The following is a 17096-nucleotide window of genomic DNA, read 5'->3' on the forward strand; positions in this document are numbered from 1 at the left end:
GCAGGCGTGGACGAGCTGCTCGACCGGGCGACCGCGCAGACATACGCGTCGTGGTTCCGGGCCCTCGCGGACCCGACCCGGGTGCAGATCGTCGAGCACCTCGCCCGCCACGCCCGACCGATGAGCGTCGGGGAGATCGTCGCCGCCGTCGGCCTGGCGCAGTCCACCGTCTCCCAGCACCTGAAGATCCTCACCGAGGTGCGGTTCGTCCTCGTCGAGCCGGTCGGAACGGCCCGCCACTACCGCATCAACGACGCCTGCGTCGGCTGCTTCCCCTCCGCCGCCGACGTCGTCATGGGCCGACCCGCCCCCAACCCGAACGGAGCCTGCTGATGGCCGGCATCACCGTCCGCCCCATGACTGCCGACGACGCCGAGCGGGTCCTGGAGATCTACCAGGCCGGCCTCGACGGCGGCCACGCCAGCTTCCAGACAACCGCACCCACCTGGGCGGCGTTCGACGCCGGGAAGCTGCCCGCGCACCGCTTCGTGGCGGTCGACGGGAACGACACCGTGGTCGGCTGGATCGCCGTCTCGCCGACCTCGGCCCGCACGGTCTACGCCGGCGTGGTGGAGCACTCCGTCTACGTCGACCCCGCCGCGCAGGGCCGCGGCGCGGCCCGGCTGCTGCTGGACACGGTCATCGCCTCCACCGAGGCGGCCGGCATCTGGACCATCCAGTCCGGTGTCTTCCCCGAGAACACCGCCAGCCTCAGCCTCCACGAGCGGGCCGGCTTCCGGGTCATCGGCGTCCGCGAACGCGTGGGTCGCCACCACGGCCGATGGCGCGACGTCGTCCTCCTCGAGCGGCGCAGCCGAGTCATCTCCTGACCAACCCCGGCCCCAGCAGCCGGGCCGCCGTCTACCTATTTGATTCGACAGTTTTCAACACAGAGGAGTTGTCTGATGAGCACCCTGAACGAGCTGCCCGTCGTCGTGATCGGCGCCGGCCCGGTCGGTCTGGCCGCCGCCGCGCACCTGTGCGAGCGCGGAATCGCGTTCACCGTCCTGGAAGCCGGCGACATCGCCGGCGCGGCGGTGCGGCAGTGGGGGCACGTGCGGGTGTTCTCCCCGTGGCGGTACGACATCGACCCGGCCGCCCGCCGGATCCTGGACGAGGCCGGCTGGGTCGCCCCTGACCTGGAGGCCCTGCCCACCGGCGCGGAACTGGTCGCCGACTACCTCCAGCCCCTCGCGGAGCTGCCGCAGCTCAAGCCACACCTGCGCTACGGCGCCCGGGTCGAGGCGATCAGCCGCCTGGGCCTGGACCGGCTGCGTACCGCCGGCCGCGACACCACGCCGTTCCTGATCCGCCTCGCCGACGGCGACGAGCTGCTCGCCCGGGCCGTCATCGACGCCTCCGGCACGTGGGGCACCCCGAACGTTCTCGGCGCGTCCGGCCTGCCCGCCCGGGGCGAGGGCGACGTGGCGGCGTACCTGGAGCACGCGCTGCCGGACGTCCTCGGCGCTGACCGGGACCGGTTCGCCGGCCGGCACACCCTGGTCGTCGGCGCCGGCCACTCGGCGGCGAACACCCTGCTGTCCCTGGCGGAACTGGCCGCCGACGAGCCGGGCACCGAGGTGACCTGGGCGATCCGGACCACCTCACCGGCGCGCACCTACGGCGGCGGCGACGCCGACGCCCTGCCGGCGCGCGGCGCGCTCGGCTCCCGGCTGCGCGAGCACGTCGACGCCGGCCGGATCCGGCTGCTCACCGGCTTCTCCGTGCACGCTCTCACCCCCACCGACGGGCGCGTCGCGGTGGTCGTGCGGCACGCCGACGGCAGCGAAGAGTCCGTCACCGTGGACCGGATCGTCGCCGCCACCGGCTTCCGGCCGGACCACTCCATCGCCGCCGAGCTGCGGCTGGACCTCGACCCGATCATGGGAGCGACCCGCGCCCTGGCCCCGCTGATCGACCCGAACGAGCACTCCTGCGGCACCGTGCCTCCGCACGGCGTGGACCAGCTCGCGCACCCCGAGCTCGGCTACTACGCCGTCGGGATGAAGAGCTACGGCCGGGCGCCGACGTTCCTCATGGCCACCGGATACGAGCAGGTCCGCTCCGTCGTCGCCGCCCTCGCCGGCGACTGGGACGCCGCCCGCGACGTCCAGCTCGACCTGCCCGAAACCGGGGTCTGCAACAGCAACCCCGCCGACACCGCAACCGGCGACAGCTGCTGTGGACCCGCCCCCGCCGCCAAGCCAACCGGCCGTGGCCTCGCCACCGGCGTCGCGGGCGGCCTGCTGTCCGCGCCGCTGGGCCTGATCAGCCTCGACGTCGCCGCCGGCAGTGGCCAGACCGGCGGCTGCTGCGGCAGTTGATGCCCACCGCCACCACGGTGTCCGCCGACCCCACGGTCGGCGGACACCGTGTCCACGGCTGGCGCATCGTCGCGGCCCTCGCCGTCACCCAGACCGTCGGCTACGGCACCCTCTACTACGCGTACGCCGTCCTGCTCCGCCCGATGGCCACCGCGCTCGACGCGTCCACCACGGCGGTCACTGGCGCCCTCACCGCGTCGGTCCTCTCCGGAGCCCTGATGGCCGTGCCGGTGGGAAGGTGGCTCGACCGGCGGGGCGGACGGGCGCTGATGACGGTCGGATCCCTCAGCGCCACCACCCTGCTCCTGGCCTGGTCCCGGATCGACACCCTCGGCCAGCTCTACGCCGTGATGATCGGCATCGGGGTCACCGGCGCGATGGTGCTCTACGACCCGGCCTTCGCCGTCATCGTCACCTGGTTCGACGCCGACCAACGCGGCACGGCCCTGCTGGCCGTCACCATCGTCGCCGGCTTCGCCAGCACGATCTTCCTGCCGCTGACCGGCGTACTGGTGGCGAACCTCGGCTGGCGCGGCGCGCTGCTGGTCCTGGCCGCCATCCACGGCCTGGTGACGGTGCCCCTGCACGCTCTCGTGGTCCGGCGGCGACCGGCGGCTCCGCGCACCCCGGCGGCGTCGGTCGCCGCCCCGGACCCCGCACGGCGCCGGGCCCTCGTCCGGGCCGCCACGCGGGACGCCCGGTTCCGAGTCCTCGTCGTCGCCTTCGTCGCGCACGGGGCGGCGACCAGCACCATGACCGTGCACCTCGTCGGCTTTCTGGTCAGCCGTGGTCACCCCGCCACGTTCGCCGCGACCGCCGCCGGCCTGCTCGGCATCCTGTCGGTCACCGGCCGGCTCGTCCTCACCGGTGCCCGGCGCCGACTGCGGGTCACCACCGTCGTGGCGGTCATCTTCGCCATCCAGGCCACCGCCGCGCTCGCGCTGCCCTGGCTCGCCGGCACCCGCGCCGGGGCCGTCGTCGGGATCGTCGGCTTCGGACTGGGCTTCGGCGTCGCCAGCCTCGCCACGCCGGCCCTGCTCGCGGACCGCTACGGCACCACCGCGTACGCGAGCATCGCCGGCCGGATGGCGGCGTCCGTCACCGTCGCCAAGGCCGCCGCGCCCCTCGGCGCGGCTGCCGTACCGCACTCGGCCGGCGGCTACCGGCTCCTGCTCGGCATGGTCGCCGGGTGTTGTGCGATCGCCGCCGCCGGCATGCTCAGCCGCGTGGACCGGCGGTTTCCCGGACCGGCCCCGGCGCCGTCGCCACCGTGAGCAGCTCCGCCGGCACCGGCTCGACCTCGACCCGCGTGTCGTGGAAGGTCGGGCCGCCGCCCAGGTCGGTGTCGCGTACCGCGGTGACCGCGTTGACGGTGGCCCGGCCCGGGCTCAGCCGCGCCCAGTACGCCTTGTAGGTGAACGCAAGACCGGGCCGGGTCGCGTCGTCGACGGCCACCGCCGCCAGGAACGCACCCCGGTCGTTGCGCACCCGCACCGCGTCGCCGTCGGCCAGGCCCCGGGCCGCCGCGTCGTCCGGGTGCAGGTGCACCCGGGGCGGCCCCATCCGGCCGGTGTGCCAGGGCAGCGAGGCGAAGGTGGAGTTCATGAAGAACCGGCCGGCCGGGGAGATCAGCACCAGCGGGAAGCGCCGGGCCAGCTCCGGATCGGCGGCCTCCACCGGCGGGGTGTGGCCGACCAGCGGGTCCACGCCGTGCCGGGCCAGCCCCGGGTCGAGCAGCCGGGCCCGGCCGTCCCGGGTGGGGAAGCCGCCGTCGGCGTACGGGGCCGACCCGACGACCACCCCGGTCGCCCGGGCGTACGTCCGCTCGCGCAGCTCCTCGAAGCTGACCGGCGCGTCGCGGAGCAGCTGCCGGGCCAGGTCCTCGTCGGCGTCGCGCAGCCGGGGATGGTCGAGCCCCAGCGCGGCGGCGATCCGGCGGAAGATCTCCGTGTTCGGCAGGGCCTCGCCGGGCGCCCGGGTCGCCGGCAGGTTCAACGTCGTGTAGTGGTGCCCGTACGAGGTCTGCAGGTCGAGGTGCTCGGGCTGCATGGTGGCCGGCAGCACCACGTCGGCGAAGTCGCAGGTGTCGGTCCAGCGCTGCTCCAGCACCACGGTGAACAGGTCGGCGCGGCCCAGACCCGCGCGCAGCCGGGACTGGTCGGGCGCGGTGGCCGCCGGGTTGGAGTTGAAGACGACCAGCGACGTCACCGGCGGGTCGGCCTCACCGGTCAGCGCCGCCGCGAGCCGGCTCATGTTGATCGACCGGGCCGGCGGCGCCGGCATGTCCCGCGGCCGGACCACCGGGTCGACGGGCACCGGGTGGTGGCCGCTGGTGGTGCAGAGCGCGCCGCCGCCCGGGTACCGGAAGTCGCCGGTGACCAGCGACAGCGCGCAGATCGCCCGGATCGCCTGACCGGCGCCGTGGTGCCGCTGCGGGCCGAGCCCGACCCGGATGGCGGTGGGTCGGGTGGTGGCGATCCGCTCGCCCAGCCGGCGGAGGACGGCGACGTCGAGCCCGCACTCGGCGGCGGCCCGTTCCACCGGCCACTCGTCGAGCCGCGCCGAGAGCTCCGGCCAGCCGACCGTGTGCGCGTCCAACCAGTCCCGGTCGGCGGCACCCGCGTCGCGGACCAGCCGCATCAGCCCCAGGGCCAGGGCGGCGTCCGTGCCGGGCAGCGGCGCCAGGTGCTCGTCGCTGCGCGCCGCGGTGTCCGTGCGCAGCGGGTCGATGCTGACCACGTACGCACCCCGCCGCCGCGCCTCCAGCACGAACGGCCACTGGTGCAGGTTGGTGGAGAGCAGGTTGGCGCCCCACAGCACGATCAGCTTGGCGTCCACGATGGACTCCGGCTCGAAGCCGACCGACCCGCCGAACAGCGAGCCCAGCGCGGCCCGCGCCGCGGCGGTGCAGATCGTGGTGTCCAGCCGGGACGCGCCGAGGTGCGCGAAGAGCCGGGGACCCATCGTCCAGCCCTGGACCAGGCCCATCGTGCCGGCGAAGTAGTAGGGCAGGATCGCCTCGGGGCCGTCCTGGTCGATGCTGGCCCGCAGCCCGGCCGCCACGCGGCCGATCGCCTCGTCCCAGCTGGCCGGCCGGTAGGAAACCGGCCCGACGCCCTTCGGCCCGACCCGGACCAGCGGCCGGGTGAGCCGGTCGGGCCCGTTGACCGCGTCCAGGTAGCGGTTCACCTTGCCGCAGAGCACCCCGCGGGTGAACGGGTGGTCGGGGTCGCCCCGCAGCGCGACCGCCCGCCCGTCCTCGACGGTGAGCTGCCAGGTGCAGGTGTCCGGGCAGTCCAGCGGGCAGGCGCCGGAGTGGATGGCGCGCGACATGGCAGGGATGCTACCGGCCCCGCCGGGCCGGCGGTCCGCCCCGGAACGGGGCAGGATGGGGTGCCAGCGACCCTCGCGCACCGGGAGGACGGGATGACCGTGACCGCGGACGACCTGGAAGCGGCACTGTCCACGGTGGTGAGCGCGCTCGGCTCCGCCGTCGACGCCGACTGGACCGCGCCGGCGGGCGCCCTCGACTGGGACTGCCGGCACACCGCGGAGCACCTGGGCGACACCCTGCTGTCGTACGCGGCACAGCTGGTGGCCCGCCCCGACGGCCGGTACGTGCGCTTCGTGGCCTCCGCCGACCAGGACGCCTCGGCGGCGGAGCTGCTGGAGTTCGCCGAGACGGGTGGCCGGATCCTTGCCCTGGTGGTGCGGGCGACCTCCGCGCACGCCCGGGCCTTCCACCCCAGCGGCACCGCCGACCCGGAGGGCTTCGCGGCCATGGGGTGCGCGGAGGCGCTCCTGCACGGCGACGACATCGCCCGGGGCCTGGGCGTGGACCTGGAGCCGCCGCGCCCGCTCTGTGCCCGGGTGGTGGCCCGGCTCTTCCCCGACGTGGCGGGCGGGCTGTCCGGCGTCGACCCCTGGGCCGCCCTGAGCTGGTGCACGGGACGCGTCGAGCTGCCCGGCCGGCCGCGGCGGGGCCGCTGGCAGTGGCGCGGCGCACCGATCGGTGGCTGACCAGGCCAGGTGGCGGCGGTCCGGGCCGCGCGACCCCGGTTACAGTGGCCGCCCCAGCCGAAATGAGGAGTGCCGTGCCGGAGATCGACAAGGTGGCCTGGATCCGCGTGCAGGACGGCCGCGTCCTCAGCACCCGCTCACGCGGCAAGGACGTCTGGTACCTGCCCGGCGGCAAGCGGGAGGCCGGCGAGTCCGACCTGGACACCCTGGCCCGCGAGATCGCCGAGGAGCTGGGCGTGGCGGTGGACCGGGAGTCGGCCGTCCACGTCGGCACGTTCACCGCCCAGGCGCACGGGCACGCCGCCGGCACGGTGGTCCGGATGACCTGCTACGCAGCCGATTACCAGGGTGAGCTGCGACCGGAGAGCGAGATCGAGGAACTGGCCTGGCTCGACCACGCCGACCGGCCCCGGGTCTCCCCGGTGGACCAGGTCATCTTCGACCACCTGCGGGCCGAGGGCACGCTGCGCTGACGGTCAGCCGGGCAGCAGCCGGGCCAGGGCGCGCAGCGCGGCGCGTACCGTCGCGTCGTCGGCGCTGAGGCTGACCCGCAGGCCGGGCGCGGCCCCGCGCCGGGCGGCGAACTCGTCGGTGCCGGTGACTGCGACGCCCCGGCGGCGAGCCAGCGCGGTCACCGCGTCGGCGGCGTGGCCGAGGCGGACCCAGGCGAAGGGCGCCGGCCCGGTGGCGGCGACCCGGTCGCCGAGCAGCTCGTGGGCCAGCGCGGCGCGTCCGGCCAGCTCGGCGGAGCGGGCGGCGGCGAGTTGGTGCGCCGCCCCGGCCAGCACGAGCTGGGTGGCCACCTCGGCCACCAGCGGCGCGGGCGCCCAGGCCAGCGCCCGGGCGGCGGCCCGCAGCGGTTCGGCGAGCCCCGGCGGGGCGTACCGGTAGCCGATCCGCAGGCCCGGGGCGAGCGTCTTGGTGATGCCGGTGAGGTGGACCGTACGGGGATGCCACGCGGCGACCGGCGGCGGCCGGTCGGGCAGCAGTGCGCCGAACGGATCCTCCTCGATGACGGTCAGGTCGTGGCCGGCGGCGACGGCGGCGATCTCCCGGCGGCGCGCGGCCGGCATGGTCAGCCCGGTCGGGTTGTGCAGGGTGGGGTGCAGGTGCAGCGCGGTCACCCGGCGGCGGGCGCAGAGCCGGTCGATGGCGTCCGGGCGGGCCCCGGCCGCGTCGCTCGGCACGGTGGCCAGCTCGATCCGGAGCAGCCGCGCGGCGGCGAGCAGGCCCGGGTTGGTCAGCTCGGTGGTGACCACCACATGCCGGGGCTGGGCGAGCGCGGCCAGCGCGGCGGCGAGCGCGTGCTGGCCGCCGGCGGTCACCTCGACCTCGTCCGGGGCGGGGCGCCAGCCGCCGTGGGCCATCCACCGGGCGCCGGCGATCCGGTGCCGGACGGCGTCGGCGTCCTCCGCGCCGACGGCCAGGGGGTCGGCGGCGATCCGGTGCAGGATCGGCGCGACCGCCCGGTGCACCGGCCCGTGCCCGGGCGGGTGCACGGTGGCGACGTCGAGCACCGGTGCGGCGGCGGGCGCGGTGGCGGCGGGGGCCGGGGCGACGAAGGTGCCCCGGCCGACCTCGCCGGTGACCAGTCCGCGCCGGGCGGCGACCTGGTAGGCGCGGCCGACGGTGGCGATCGTGACGCCGAGCCGCCGGGCCAGCTCCCGCTGCGCCGGCAGCCGGTCGCCGACGGTGAGCCGGCCGGCGGCGATGTCCGCGCCGATCGCGTCGGCGAGGGCCAGGTAGCGGGGCCCGGTCCCGGACAGCCCCGCGGGCTCCCAGATTGTCACCGTGACAATCTAGCCGCCGCGCGGCCCGGTCGCCGTCGGATTGTCACCGTGACAATCGGGTCGCCGGCCTTTCCGGGTACGTCGTTCGACGCTGCCCGCATGACCGTCACCACCACCGCCGCCCTGTGGCGGCACGCCACCTTCCGCCGGCTCTGGCTCTCCGACGCGGTGAGCACCGTGGGCACCCACGTCACCACGGTGGCGCTGCCCCTGGCCGCGCTGACCGCGCTCGGCGCCGGGCCGACCGGGGTCGCCGCGCTGACCGCCGCCACCACCCTGCCGTACCTGCTGCTGGGCATCCCGGCCGGCGCGATCGTCGACCGCCTGCCCCGCCGCGCGGTGCTGGTCGGCGCCGACCTGGCCCGCGCCCTGCTGCTGTCCACCGTGCCGCTGGCCTGGGCGGCCCGGCTGCTCACCCTCGCCCACCTGGTGGCGGTGGCGTTGCTGGCCGGCTGCGCCACGGTGCTCTTCGACGTGGCCTACTTCGCGGCGGTCCCGGCGGTCGCGCCGCCCGGCCGGCTGGCCGACGCCAACGCCCGCCTCGAGGCGACCCGGGCGGTCGGGCAGACCGCCGGCCCCGGCCTCGCCGGCGTCCTGGTCGGCGCGCTCGGCGCGCCGGTCGCCCTGCTCGTCGACGTGGCCAGCTTCGTCGCCTCGGCGCTCTTCCTCGCCGGCACCCCCAGGCTGGCCCCGCAGCAAGCCGCCGTCGCGGGCGGCGTGTGGCGGGACGCCGTCGGCGGGGTGCGTTTCGTGCTCCGTGACCCGGTGGTCCGGGCGTTGACCCTCTGCTCCGGCCTGACCAACCTCTGGCACGCCGGCTTCCTCGCCATGCTGCTGGTGTACGCGATCCGCGAGCTGCGCCTGCCCGCCGTGACGGTGGGGCTGCTGATCGCCGGCGCCAACGTCGGGTACCTGCTCGGCGCGGCGGTCGCCGGCTGGGCCCGGTCCCGCCTCGGCGTCGGGCGGGCGATCGCCGGGGCGGCGGTGCTCCAGGCCGGCGCGGCGCTGGTGCTGCTGCCGCACCCGCTCTGGATCGGCGCGGGCCTGGCGGTGAGCGCCTTCGCCAGCGGGCTCTACAACGTCAACGCGGTCAGCCTGCGGCAGGCCGCCACGCCCGGCGAGCTGCTGTCCCGGATGACCGCCACCAGCCGGTTCTTCATCTGGGGGACGATGCCGCTCGGCGCTGCCCTCGGCGGGGCGCTGACCGCTCTGCTGGGCGCGCCGGCGTACCTCGCCGCGGCCTCGGTGGGCATGGCCGCGGCGGCGCTGCTCGTCCGCTGGTCGCCGGTCTGGTGGACCGTCGAGATCCCCGCCCCGGACCGACGGCCGGTCCCGACGGGGGCCGTGCCCGCCGGGCGGTGAGGCGACCGTTTGGCAACGCCGGCCGGGGGTAACCGCGTGACCGGTTCCGGCGCTGCGGCCGGCGACGACAGGAGGGCGGCGTGCGGTTTCCCCGATTCGTCGAGGCGGTCTCCCGCCGGTCCGAGCTGCCCATCGAGCAGGCCGCCACGATCACCCGGGCCACCCTGCAGACCCTCGCCGAGCGGGTGACCGGGGACGAGGCGGACGACCTCGCCGCGCAGTTGCCGGACGAGCTGAGCGCCTACCTCGCCGCCCCGGGCGGTGACGGTGGCCAGACCGGCGGCGCAGTGGAGTTCCTGTACCGGGTGGCCAACCGGGCCGCGGTGGACCCCGCCGTCGCCGAGGTGGGCGCGTGGGCGGTGCTGACCACCCTGCGTGAGGCCGTCACCGTCGGCGAGTTCCACGACCTGGTGGCCCAGCTGCCGAAGGGTTTCGACGCGATGGTCGACCCGATCCCCCGACCGCCGTACGGCGGCTGACGGGGCGGGGCACCGTCAGGGCGGGCCGGCCAGGTCCGCCGCCGACGGCTCCTCCGGCTCGGCCACCCACGCGGAGAACACCGGCACCCCGTGCCACGGGCCCACTCCGCCCCGCCGCTCGTCCGTGGCCATCGCGACCACCGCGTACGGGTGGCCGAAGCGCAGCTCGGCGGTCCGGGCCACCCCCTCCGGCGGCAGGCTGACCAGGGCGAAGGCGCCGGTCACCGCGGCCGCCTCGAAGCCGTACCGGCCGAACCGGGCCAGCGCCGCCTGCCGGGCCTCGGCCTGCGCGTCGCCCGCCACCGCTCTGATCGCCGCCGGGAAGCCCAGCCCGCCGATGGTGAGATCGTGCTCGCTCCGCGTGGACCAGCAGGGCAGCACCGCCGTGTGGCGCTCCTCCCGACCGCCCTGGGCCCGGGTGCGTACCCGCTCCTCGCGCACCCTCCACAGTGGGGTCTCGCCCAGCGGCAGATCGAACAGCGACCGCCGGCCCGGCTCGGCCCCGGCCACCGCCGCCGCGCCGAGCCGGTACGCGGCGGCCAGTACGTCACCGGGAGCCACCTCAGGTGCGGCCGCCACCGACACCACGGCGAGACCTGCCCGGCCCTCCTCCGTGGCCGCCGGCTGGGCCGTCGCCATGTGCACGATCACCTCGCCGGCCCGGTCCGTGCCGGCGATCCACGACCGGTGGCCGCGCTCGGGGGAGCGCAGCACCCGGGTGAGCGTGCCGGCCCAGCCGCTGGCCGCCCCGAGGGCCGCGGCAGGGGTCAGGTCGAACGGCTCCGCCCAGGAGATCCGGGTGGCCAGCGCGCTGGCCAGGGCCAGCACCACCTGCGGCGTGACCCGCAGCGGGAACCGGTCGATCAGCCCGAGGGTGTGCTCGCGCGCCCAGTCGTCCAGCGCCTCCTGCGGCGGCAGTGGACCGGTCGCGGTCCGCGGCGGCAGGCCGGCGTACCAGTCGGCCAGCCCGGCGGGCTCGTATCCGGCGCGGTGCCAGACGGCGGTCGCGGCGGGCACCAGCGGGTGCGGCTCGGCCAACAGGGCGGCCGCGGTCGTGGCGGCGGCCGGCGGGTCCATGCCGAGCACGTCCGCCAACTCGTCCCGCTCGGCACCGGCCGCCGCCGGTCCGCAGAGCGCCAGCAGCAGCCACGCGCCGAGCGGGGAGGCGACGTGGTGGTCGGGGTCGGCGGCGGCGTGCAGGCGTTCGGCGTACCGGGCGAGGGGCTCCTGGAGGCTCGTCATGGCTCCACTCTGCCCACCGCCCGCCCTTTCGGCACGCCCACCGGGCCGGTCAGTTCGGCACGCCCACCGGGCCGGTCAGGACCAGAGCTCGAACGGCTCGTCGATCTCCTCGCCGGCCAGGAACGGGGTGAGCAGCGCCGGCAGCCGCCCCGGATAGAAGCGCTCCGCGCTGGCCACGACCTCGGCGGCCGGCCACCAGCGGAAGCCGAAGTAGTCCTCCAGCTCGTAGTCGAGCCGGTCGGCCTCGTCTACCGCCGGCCCGGGCCCGGGCAGCCGGACCGGCACCACCACCTCGTCCTGCACGTGCCGCAGCTGGCGGTGGACGAAGCTGGCCCGGCGCCGCCAGCCGGGCGCGCCGACCTGGTCCGGACCGACCCGGATGCCGGTCTCCTCGCGCAGCTCCCGCACCGCCGCGTCGAGGTACGTCTCGCCCGGGTCGAGACCACCGCCGGGCAGCTCCCACCAGGTGCCGAGCCGGGGGTGGTCGGGGTCGCGGGTGTGGAACAGCAGCACCCGCTCATCGGCGTCGAGCACCACCACCCGGACCGCGCGGCGCTCCAGGACCGGCAGGTCTCGGGGCAGTTCGTCGGTCATGCTTGCCTCCCCAACGGGTCACACGTTCGCGTCCACCCTGTCACGATGGCGGTCATGCTCTTCGGTGAGGTGGCCGACAACTACGACCAGGCGCGCCCGGGTTACCCGGGGGAGGTCGCCGAGGCGATCCGTGCGTACCACGGCGGGGTTCCCACCCGGTTGGTCGAGGTGGGCGCCGGCACGGGTCGGGCCACCGAGGTCCTGGTCGGGTTGGGCGCGCCGATGACCTGTGTGGAGCCGGATCGCCGGATGGCCGAGCGGCTGACGGCCCGCTTCCCCGAGGTCGAGGTGGTGGTGGCGGCCTTCGAGGAGTGGACGCCCCCGCCGGGCGGGGTGCCGGCGCTGGCCTGCGCGCTGGCCTGGCACTGGCTGGACCCGGACACCCGCAACCGCCGGGCGTCCGACGCGTTGGCCCCGGGCGGCACCCTGGCCGTCTTCGGGCACCGCTACGACTACGTCGACCCGGCGCAGGGCGCCGCGATCCGGGCGGCGTTCGAGTCGGCGGACCCGTCGCCCCACCGGGACCCTCAGGACGACTGGTTCCACGCCGACATCGCCGGCAGCGGCCACTTCACCGACGTCCGGCTGGTGCCCTTCCGCCGCGCCGTGCCGCTGGACACCGCGGCGTACCAGGCGCTGGTCAGCACGTTCTCCCCGCAGCTGAAACGGCCGCCGGAGCTGCGGGAGCGGGTGCTGTCGGCGGTCGGCGCGACGGTCGACGGCTTCGGCGGGACGGTCGTGCTGGACCTGCGGACCACCCTGGTCCTGGCCCGCCGCCCGGCCTGACCGGTGCAGTCCGGACTGGAGCCGACCTCAGTCCGGACTGGCGTCGACCACCCGGGCCACGTCGGCCGGGAGCGGGTACGGGCGCTCCACCGGCAGCAGCGCAGTCGCCCCGGCGTCGTCGCCGGCGGTCAGCCGGTCCCGGGCGGCCCGCGCGGCCGGGGTCACGTCGGTCAGCCGGACCAGCCACTCGTCGACGTACCGGTGCACCGCCTCGCCGGAGAGGCCGACCTGGAGCGAGCGGTGCGGCAGCGGCGCCAGGCGCAGCGAGCGTTCCGGGTCCCACTGGATCCGGACCGGGCTGGCCCGCAGCCGCCGGCTCCAGGCCGCCCGGTCCGCGTGCAGCCGGGGGTCGAAGCTGCTCGCGCAGGCGTGCGCCAGCGCCCACTCGAAGCCGGCTCGGGTGATCTCCACGGCCAGCACCCGCTCCTGCGCGGGTTTCCGCGCCCAGCCGCACCGGTACATCATCCAGCGGAACGACGGCTTGATCCAGGTCATCCGCTCCCGCTTGAAGGGCGGCACGAACCGGCCGGCGGCCAGCGCCGCCTCGACGATCTCCGGCGGGTAAGCCTGGTAGACGGTGATGCTGTCGGCGGCAAAGGTGGCCCGGATCTGCCGGGCGGGAACGGTCATCCGGCGATGGTCGCCGACGCCTCCGCCGTACCTCCACCGCGTTTCGCCCGGCGGCCCCGCGCGGGCCGCCGGCCCGGGGGATAGGCTGCCGGCCGTGGCAGGTCTGTTGAGGAATGTGGCGGCGCGGCTCGGCCGGATGACCGGAGGCACGGCGACACCGGCCCGGACGCCGGGCCAGATCCCGGCCCAGGTCGCGCGGCGCCGTCAGGTGGCCGCGCTGCAGCGCCGCCAGCTCGCGTACGCCCCGGAGCTGGACGGGCAGGCCGACCCGGGGGAGATCGTCTGGACCTGGGTCCCGTACGAGGACGACCCCCGCCAGGGCAAGGACCGCCCGGTGCTGGTGGTGGGCCGGCAGAGCCGGACGCTGTTCGGGCTGATGCTGTCCAGCCAGAGCGAGCGGGACGGCCAGCGACACTGGCTGGGGCTCGGGCCGGGCGCCTGGGACCGGGACAACCGCCCGAGCTGGGTACGCCTCGACCGGGTCCTCACCGTGCGGGAGGACAGCATCCGGCGCGAGGGCGCGGTGCTGGACCGGCCCCGCTTCGACCGGGTGGGCCAGGCCCTGCGCGCCGGCTACGGCTGGCGCTGATCTCCGGGCGTACGGGCCGGGGTGCAGGGTGACGCGATGACCGCGGTGGACGACCGGCTGGCCGACTGGCTGCGGGCGGACTTCGGTCTCGTCCTCGTCGCCGCCGAGCCGGTGCCGTACGGCGCGGACGACGCGGCGCAGCTGTGGCGGGCCACCACCGCCGACGGCGCCCAGTGGGCGGTCAAGCTGAGCGGCGGTGGCACCCCGGCGGGGCTGCTCGTCACGGCCCACCTCGCCGGGCAGGGCGTGCCGGGCATCGCCGCGCCGCTGACCACCCGGGACGGTCGGCTCTGCGGAGTCCACGAGGGACGCCGTCTCTCCGTGGTGCCGTGGCTCTCCGCCGACCGGGCGCTCGCCGGCGGGATGACCGCGGCCCACTGGCACGCGTACGGCGAGGTGCTGGCCGCGACCCACGACGTCGCGCCCACCGACGAACTGGCGGCGTTGCTGCCCCGGGAGGACCACACCCACGCGGCGGTCGGCGCGGCCACCCGGGCCACGGACCGCCGGCTGCGGGCCGTGGGCGACGCGGCGGACCGGTGGACCCGGGAGGTGGCGGCCCGCTGGCGGGCGGCCGCGGACGACGTGTCGACGCTGCTCGACCGGGTGGGCCGGCTCGGCGCGCAGTTGCGGGACCAGCCGGCGGAGCTGGTGGTCTGCCACGGTGACCCGCACCTGGGCAACCTGCTGCTCGAACCGGACGGGCGGGTCTGGCTGATCGACTGGGACGACGCGGTGCTCGCGCCCCGGGAACGCGACCTGATGTTCGTGCGCGGGGGCGTGCTGGCGTTCGCGCCGGTGACCCCGGCCGATCAGGCGGCCTTCTTCGCCGGCTACGGCCCGATGGACCCCGATCCGCTGCGGCTGGCGTACCACCTGGGGGTGCGGGCGCTGGACGACATCTGGAGCTGGGCCCGGGACGTGGCCGACCCGGACCGGCCGGAGGCCGCGCGGGTCCGCGCGCTGGCGATCGTGGACGGGCTGTTGTCCCCGGTGGGGCTGGTCAGCCTGGCCCGCGAGGCGCTGCGCGACCTCGGCCGCTGGGACTGATCATCCGGTCAGCACTCGGCTCGGCCGGTCAGCATTCCGCGAGGTGCGGGGTGTCCACCAGTTGCCGGGCCGGCCGGGCCGCGGCCACGCTCTTCGCCTGGTACATCGCCGCGTCGGCGCGGCAGAGCGCCTCGGCGAGCTGGGTTGGCCCGTGCACCGGGGCGAGCCCGACGGACGCGGTCACCTGCACGGTGCGGCTGCCCAGCGGGATGGGTGCGGCGAGGGCCTCGCAGAGCCGCCGGGAGGCGTGCTCGATCCACCGCCGGTCCACCGTCGGGCTGGTGAGCAGCCCGGCGAACTCGTCGCCACCGAGCCGGGCGACCAGGTTGTCTCCGGCGAAGGCGGCGAGCCGCTGGGCCACGCTGATCAGCACCTGGTCGCCGGCGGCGTGGCCGTACCGGTCGTTGACCTGCTTGAAGTCGTCGAGGTCGAGGACCACGGCGATCAGCGGGTTGCCGGCGGCTCCGGTGAGCAGGGTCGCGGCGAGCCGGTAGAAGGCGCGCCGGTTGGGCAGCCCGGTCAGCGGGTCGTGGCTGGCTGCGTGCCGCTCGGCCGCCAACTCGGCCTGGAGGAGCTCGATCTCCGCTTCGGCGCGCATTGCCCGGCGGCGGAGCTGCCAGGCGGACACCAGGGCGCCGGCGGCGGAAATACCGGACGCGACGGTCATCGGATCCGGCACGAACCCTCCCTCGCCGCAGCCGTCGCTCTCCCCGTGGCGGTGCCTCGGCCGCGCGTCCCGAAGCCGTGTTTCCGCTGGTCGGCACGGGGCGCGAGGTAACCCAAAGTGAACGGACGGGTACACCGCACGTGCAGTATCATGCTCGCTGTCCAATGCAGATGCAATAGCAGATGCACGTGCATCACGATCCTCTGTGGACACACCGCCCCGTCGCCACCACCGCTCCTCCCGCGGCATCGGCTGGCTCTTGCACAGAAAGACACGCCATGCAGCAGCCCCAGAACGGCGTACCCACCAGTCAACTGCCGCCGCTGCGGTGGCAGAAGAGTCGCCGCAGCAATCCCAGCGGAAACTGCGTCGAGCTCGCCGAGCTGCCGGACGGCGCCGGCATCGCCATGCGCAACTCCCGGCACCCGGAGGGCCCGGCGCTGATCTACACAGTGGACGAGATCACCGCGTTCGTGCTCGGCGCCCGGGACGGCGACTTCGACCATCTGATCGCCGGACCCGCCTGATCCCCCGCGTCCCGGCGGCGGCACTGATCGGCCGTCCGGAGGAGTTCACCTCACTGACGGTCCATGGCATGCTTACACGTCGGCCGGACGGGGCGTCCGGTCGGCGAGCCTCGGCATGCGAAGGACGACCACGTGACGATGGTTCCCGGCGGGGACGGACCGGCCACCGGTCCGACCGTGCTGCGCATGCTGCTCGGGGCGCAGCTGCGACGGCTGCGCGAGGGCGCCGGGGTCACCCGCGAGGGCGCCGGCTGGGAGATCCGGTCCTCTGAGTCGAAGATCAGCCGGATGGAGCTCGGCCGGGTCGGCTTCAAGGAGCGCGACGTCGCCGACCTGCTCACCCTCTACGGCGTCGCCGCGGCCGACGAGCGCACGGCGCTGCTCAAGCTGGCCCGGGACGCGAACAGCCCCGGCTGGTGGCACCGGTACGGCGACGTGTTGCCCGCGTGGTTCCAGTCCTACCTGGGGCTGGAGGCCGCCGCCGCGCTGATCCGGACGTACGAGGTCCAGTTCGCCCCGGGCCTGCTGCAGACCCCCGAGTACGCTCGCGCGGTCATCCTGCTCGGCCACCGCGGCGCCACACCCGCGGAGATCGACCGGCGGGTGAGCCTGCGCGTGGAGCGCCAGGAACTGCTGCGCCGGACGCGGCCTCCCCAGCTCTGGGCGGTCGTCGACGAGGCCGCCCTGCGCCGGCCGATCGGCGGGCCGGAGGTGATGCGCGCGCAGTTGGACGCGCTGGTCGAGGCGACCGCCTCGCCGCACGTCCGGCTCCAGATCGTGCCCTTCGACGCCGGCGGGCACGCCGCCGCCGGGGGCGCCTTCACCATCCTGCGCTTCGGCGACCAGGACCTTCCGGACATCGTCTACATCGAACAGTTGACCAGCGCGATCTACCTGGACAAGCGAGAGGACCTCGACTACTACGCGCTCGCCATGGAGCGGCTCTGCGTGGAGGCCGCGCCGCCGGAGCGGACCCCCGAGCTGCTCCGCCGCATCGCCGACGAGCTGTACCCGCGCTGACCCGTCCCGGGCCGCC

At 75.9% G+C, this 17096-nt stretch carries 19 protein-coding genes; 13 read left to right on the top strand and 6 right to left on the bottom strand.

Annotated elements, in window-relative coordinates; all coding sequences use genetic code 11:
- Positions 1–6: 6 nt before the first annotated feature.
- The 4 genes from OG799_RS07200 to OG799_RS07215 all read left to right on the top strand — a co-directional run bounded on the left by OG799_RS07200 (position 7) and on the right by OG799_RS07215 (position 3598).
- Positions 7–333: an ArsR/SmtB family transcription factor gene (locus OG799_RS07200; protein WP_406044269.1), complete on the top strand. Its 327-nt coding sequence runs from the start codon at positions 7–9 to the stop codon at positions 331–333.
- Positions 333–830, top strand: a complete 498-nt coding sequence (locus tag OG799_RS07205; protein ID WP_406044270.1) for a GNAT family N-acetyltransferase — start codon at positions 333–335, stop codon at positions 828–830. The genes OG799_RS07200 and OG799_RS07205 overlap by 1 nt, the downstream gene beginning before the upstream one ends.
- A gap of 75 nt (positions 831–905) precedes the next feature.
- A complete protein-coding gene (locus OG799_RS07210) occupies positions 906–2324 on the top strand; it encodes an FAD-dependent oxidoreductase (protein WP_406044271.1) in 1419 nt (472 codons plus the stop codon).
- 17 nt (positions 2325–2341) lie between these two features.
- Positions 2342–3598, top strand: coding sequence for an MFS transporter (locus OG799_RS07215; RefSeq protein WP_406044272.1), 1257 nt, complete (start codon positions 2342–2344; stop codon positions 3596–3598).
- On the opposite strand, the gene OG799_RS07220 is transcribed toward OG799_RS07215, so the two are convergent.
- Positions 3543–5657: a molybdopterin-dependent oxidoreductase gene (locus OG799_RS07220; protein ID WP_406044273.1), complete on the bottom strand. Its 2115-nt coding sequence runs from the start codon at positions 5655–5657 to the stop codon at positions 3543–3545. The genes OG799_RS07215 and OG799_RS07220 overlap by 56 nt on opposite strands.
- 93 nt (positions 5658–5750) lie before the next feature.
- Here OG799_RS07220 and OG799_RS07225 point away from each other — a divergent pair, with 93 nt between their 5' ends.
- Positions 5751–6344 (top strand): maleylpyruvate isomerase family mycothiol-dependent enzyme, encoded by a 594-nt coding sequence (locus OG799_RS07225; protein WP_406044274.1) that lies wholly within the window; start codon positions 5751–5753, stop codon positions 6342–6344.
- A 74-nt stretch (positions 6345–6418) separates the two neighbouring features.
- Positions 6419–6817: an NUDIX domain-containing protein gene (locus OG799_RS07230; RefSeq protein ID WP_406044275.1), complete on the top strand. Its 399-nt coding sequence runs from the start codon at positions 6419–6421 to the stop codon at positions 6815–6817.
- A 3-nt stretch (positions 6818–6820) separates the two neighbouring features.
- Here OG799_RS07230 and OG799_RS07235 read toward each other — a convergent pair whose 3' ends face one another.
- Positions 6821–8134 (bottom strand): PLP-dependent aminotransferase family protein, encoded by a 1314-nt coding sequence (locus tag OG799_RS07235; RefSeq protein ID WP_406044276.1) that lies wholly within the window; start codon positions 8132–8134, stop codon positions 6821–6823.
- 99 nt (positions 8135–8233) lie between these two features.
- Between OG799_RS07235 and OG799_RS07240 the strand changes: the two genes are divergently transcribed.
- Both OG799_RS07240 and OG799_RS07245 read left to right on the top strand, forming a co-directional pair.
- The gene (locus tag OG799_RS07240) at positions 8234–9496 is read left to right on the top strand and encodes an MFS transporter (RefSeq protein WP_406044277.1); all 1263 of its coding nucleotides are present in this window, start codon (positions 8234–8236) and stop codon (positions 9494–9496) included.
- Positions 9497–9576: 80 nt separating this feature from the next.
- On the top strand, positions 9577–9975 hold the full coding sequence (locus tag OG799_RS07245; RefSeq protein WP_406044278.1) for a DUF2267 domain-containing protein: 399 nt from the start codon (positions 9577–9579) through the stop codon (positions 9973–9975).
- 15 nt (positions 9976–9990) lie between these two features.
- On the opposite strand, the gene OG799_RS07250 is transcribed toward OG799_RS07245, so the two are convergent.
- Both OG799_RS07250 and OG799_RS07255 read right to left on the bottom strand, forming a co-directional pair.
- Positions 9991–11217 carry a hypothetical protein gene (locus OG799_RS07250; RefSeq protein ID WP_406044279.1) on the bottom strand — a complete coding sequence of 409 codons (1227 nt, stop codon included), beginning with the start codon at positions 11215–11217 and terminating at the stop codon, positions 9991–9993.
- 75 nt (positions 11218–11292) lie between these two features.
- Complete coding sequence (locus tag OG799_RS07255; RefSeq protein WP_406044280.1) at positions 11293–11811, bottom strand: NUDIX hydrolase; 519 nt, start codon at positions 11809–11811, stop codon at positions 11293–11295.
- Between the two features lie 45 nt (positions 11812–11856).
- Between OG799_RS07255 and OG799_RS07260 the strand changes: the two genes are divergently transcribed.
- The gene (locus OG799_RS07260) at positions 11857–12597 is read left to right on the top strand and encodes a class I SAM-dependent methyltransferase (protein ID WP_406044281.1); all 741 of its coding nucleotides are present in this window, start codon (positions 11857–11859) and stop codon (positions 12595–12597) included.
- Positions 12598–12624: 27 nt separating this feature from the next.
- Here the strand turns inward: OG799_RS07260 and OG799_RS07265 are convergent, their stop codons facing one another.
- Complete coding sequence (locus tag OG799_RS07265) at positions 12625–13227, bottom strand: DUF4291 domain-containing protein (protein WP_406044282.1); 603 nt, start codon at positions 13225–13227, stop codon at positions 12625–12627.
- Positions 13228–13321: 94 nt separating this feature from the next.
- Here OG799_RS07265 and OG799_RS07270 point away from each other — a divergent pair, with 94 nt between their 5' ends.
- Complete coding sequence (locus OG799_RS07270; RefSeq protein WP_406044283.1) at positions 13322–13816, top strand: type II toxin-antitoxin system PemK/MazF family toxin; 495 nt, start codon at positions 13322–13324, stop codon at positions 13814–13816.
- 36 nt (positions 13817–13852) lie between these two features.
- Positions 13853–14866 (top strand): phosphotransferase enzyme family protein, encoded by a 1014-nt coding sequence (locus OG799_RS07275; protein WP_406044284.1) that lies wholly within the window; start codon positions 13853–13855, stop codon positions 14864–14866.
- Between the two features lie 28 nt (positions 14867–14894).
- Here the strand turns inward: OG799_RS07275 and OG799_RS07280 are convergent, their stop codons facing one another.
- On the bottom strand, positions 14895–15545 hold the full coding sequence (locus tag OG799_RS07280) for a GGDEF domain-containing protein (protein WP_406044285.1): 651 nt from the start codon (positions 15543–15545) through the stop codon (positions 14895–14897).
- 266 nt (positions 15546–15811) lie between these two features.
- Here OG799_RS07280 and OG799_RS07285 point away from each other — a divergent pair, with 266 nt between their 5' ends.
- Complete coding sequence (locus tag OG799_RS07285; RefSeq protein WP_406044286.1) at positions 15812–16060, top strand: DUF397 domain-containing protein; 249 nt, start codon at positions 15812–15814, stop codon at positions 16058–16060.
- Between the two features lie 138 nt (positions 16061–16198).
- Positions 16199–17080: a helix-turn-helix domain-containing protein gene (locus OG799_RS07290; RefSeq protein ID WP_406046227.1), complete on the top strand. Its 882-nt coding sequence runs from the start codon at positions 16199–16201 to the stop codon at positions 17078–17080.
- Positions 17081–17096 lie beyond the last annotated feature (16 nt).

Origin of the sequence: Micromonospora sp. NBC_00898 (assembly GCF_045207895.1) — a bacterium.
GTDB lineage: Bacteria > Actinomycetota > Actinomycetes > Mycobacteriales > Micromonosporaceae > Micromonospora.

What these genes read in the sequence shown, in the direction of transcription:
- OG799_RS07205 (WP_406044270.1), top strand. Translation starts at nt 333, where the DNA reads ATGGCCGGCATCACCGTCCGCCCCATGACTGCCGACGACGCCGAGCGG.
- OG799_RS07210 (WP_406044271.1), top strand. Translation starts at nt 906, where the DNA reads ATGAGCACCCTGAACGAGCTGCCCGTCGTCGTGATCGGCGCCGGCCCG.
- OG799_RS07220 (WP_406044273.1), bottom strand. Translation starts at nt 5,657, where the DNA reads ATGTCGCGCGCCATCCACTCCGGCGCCTGCCCGCTGGACTGCCCGGAC.
- OG799_RS07225 (WP_406044274.1), top strand. Translation starts at nt 5,751, where the DNA reads ATGACCGTGACCGCGGACGACCTGGAAGCGGCACTGTCCACGGTGGTG.
- OG799_RS07240 (WP_406044277.1), top strand. Translation starts at nt 8,234, where the DNA reads ATGACCGTCACCACCACCGCCGCCCTGTGGCGGCACGCCACCTTCCGC.
- OG799_RS07250 (WP_406044279.1), bottom strand. Translation starts at nt 11,217, where the DNA reads ATGACGAGCCTCCAGGAGCCCCTCGCCCGGTACGCCGAACGCCTGCAC.
- OG799_RS07255 (WP_406044280.1), bottom strand. Translation starts at nt 11,811, where the DNA reads ATGACCGACGAACTGCCCCGAGACCTGCCGGTCCTGGAGCGCCGCGCG.
- OG799_RS07260 (WP_406044281.1), top strand. Translation starts at nt 11,857, where the DNA reads ATGGCGGTCATGCTCTTCGGTGAGGTGGCCGACAACTACGACCAGGCG.
- OG799_RS07265 (WP_406044282.1), bottom strand. Translation starts at nt 13,227, where the DNA reads ATGACCGTTCCCGCCCGGCAGATCCGGGCCACCTTTGCCGCCGACAGC.
- OG799_RS07275 (WP_406044284.1), top strand. Translation starts at nt 13,853, where the DNA reads ATGACCGCGGTGGACGACCGGCTGGCCGACTGGCTGCGGGCGGACTTC.
- OG799_RS07285 (WP_406044286.1), top strand. Translation starts at nt 15,812, where the DNA reads ATGCAGCAGCCCCAGAACGGCGTACCCACCAGTCAACTGCCGCCGCTG.
- OG799_RS07290 (WP_406046227.1), top strand. Translation starts at nt 16,199, where the DNA reads ATGGTTCCCGGCGGGGACGGACCGGCCACCGGTCCGACCGTGCTGCGC.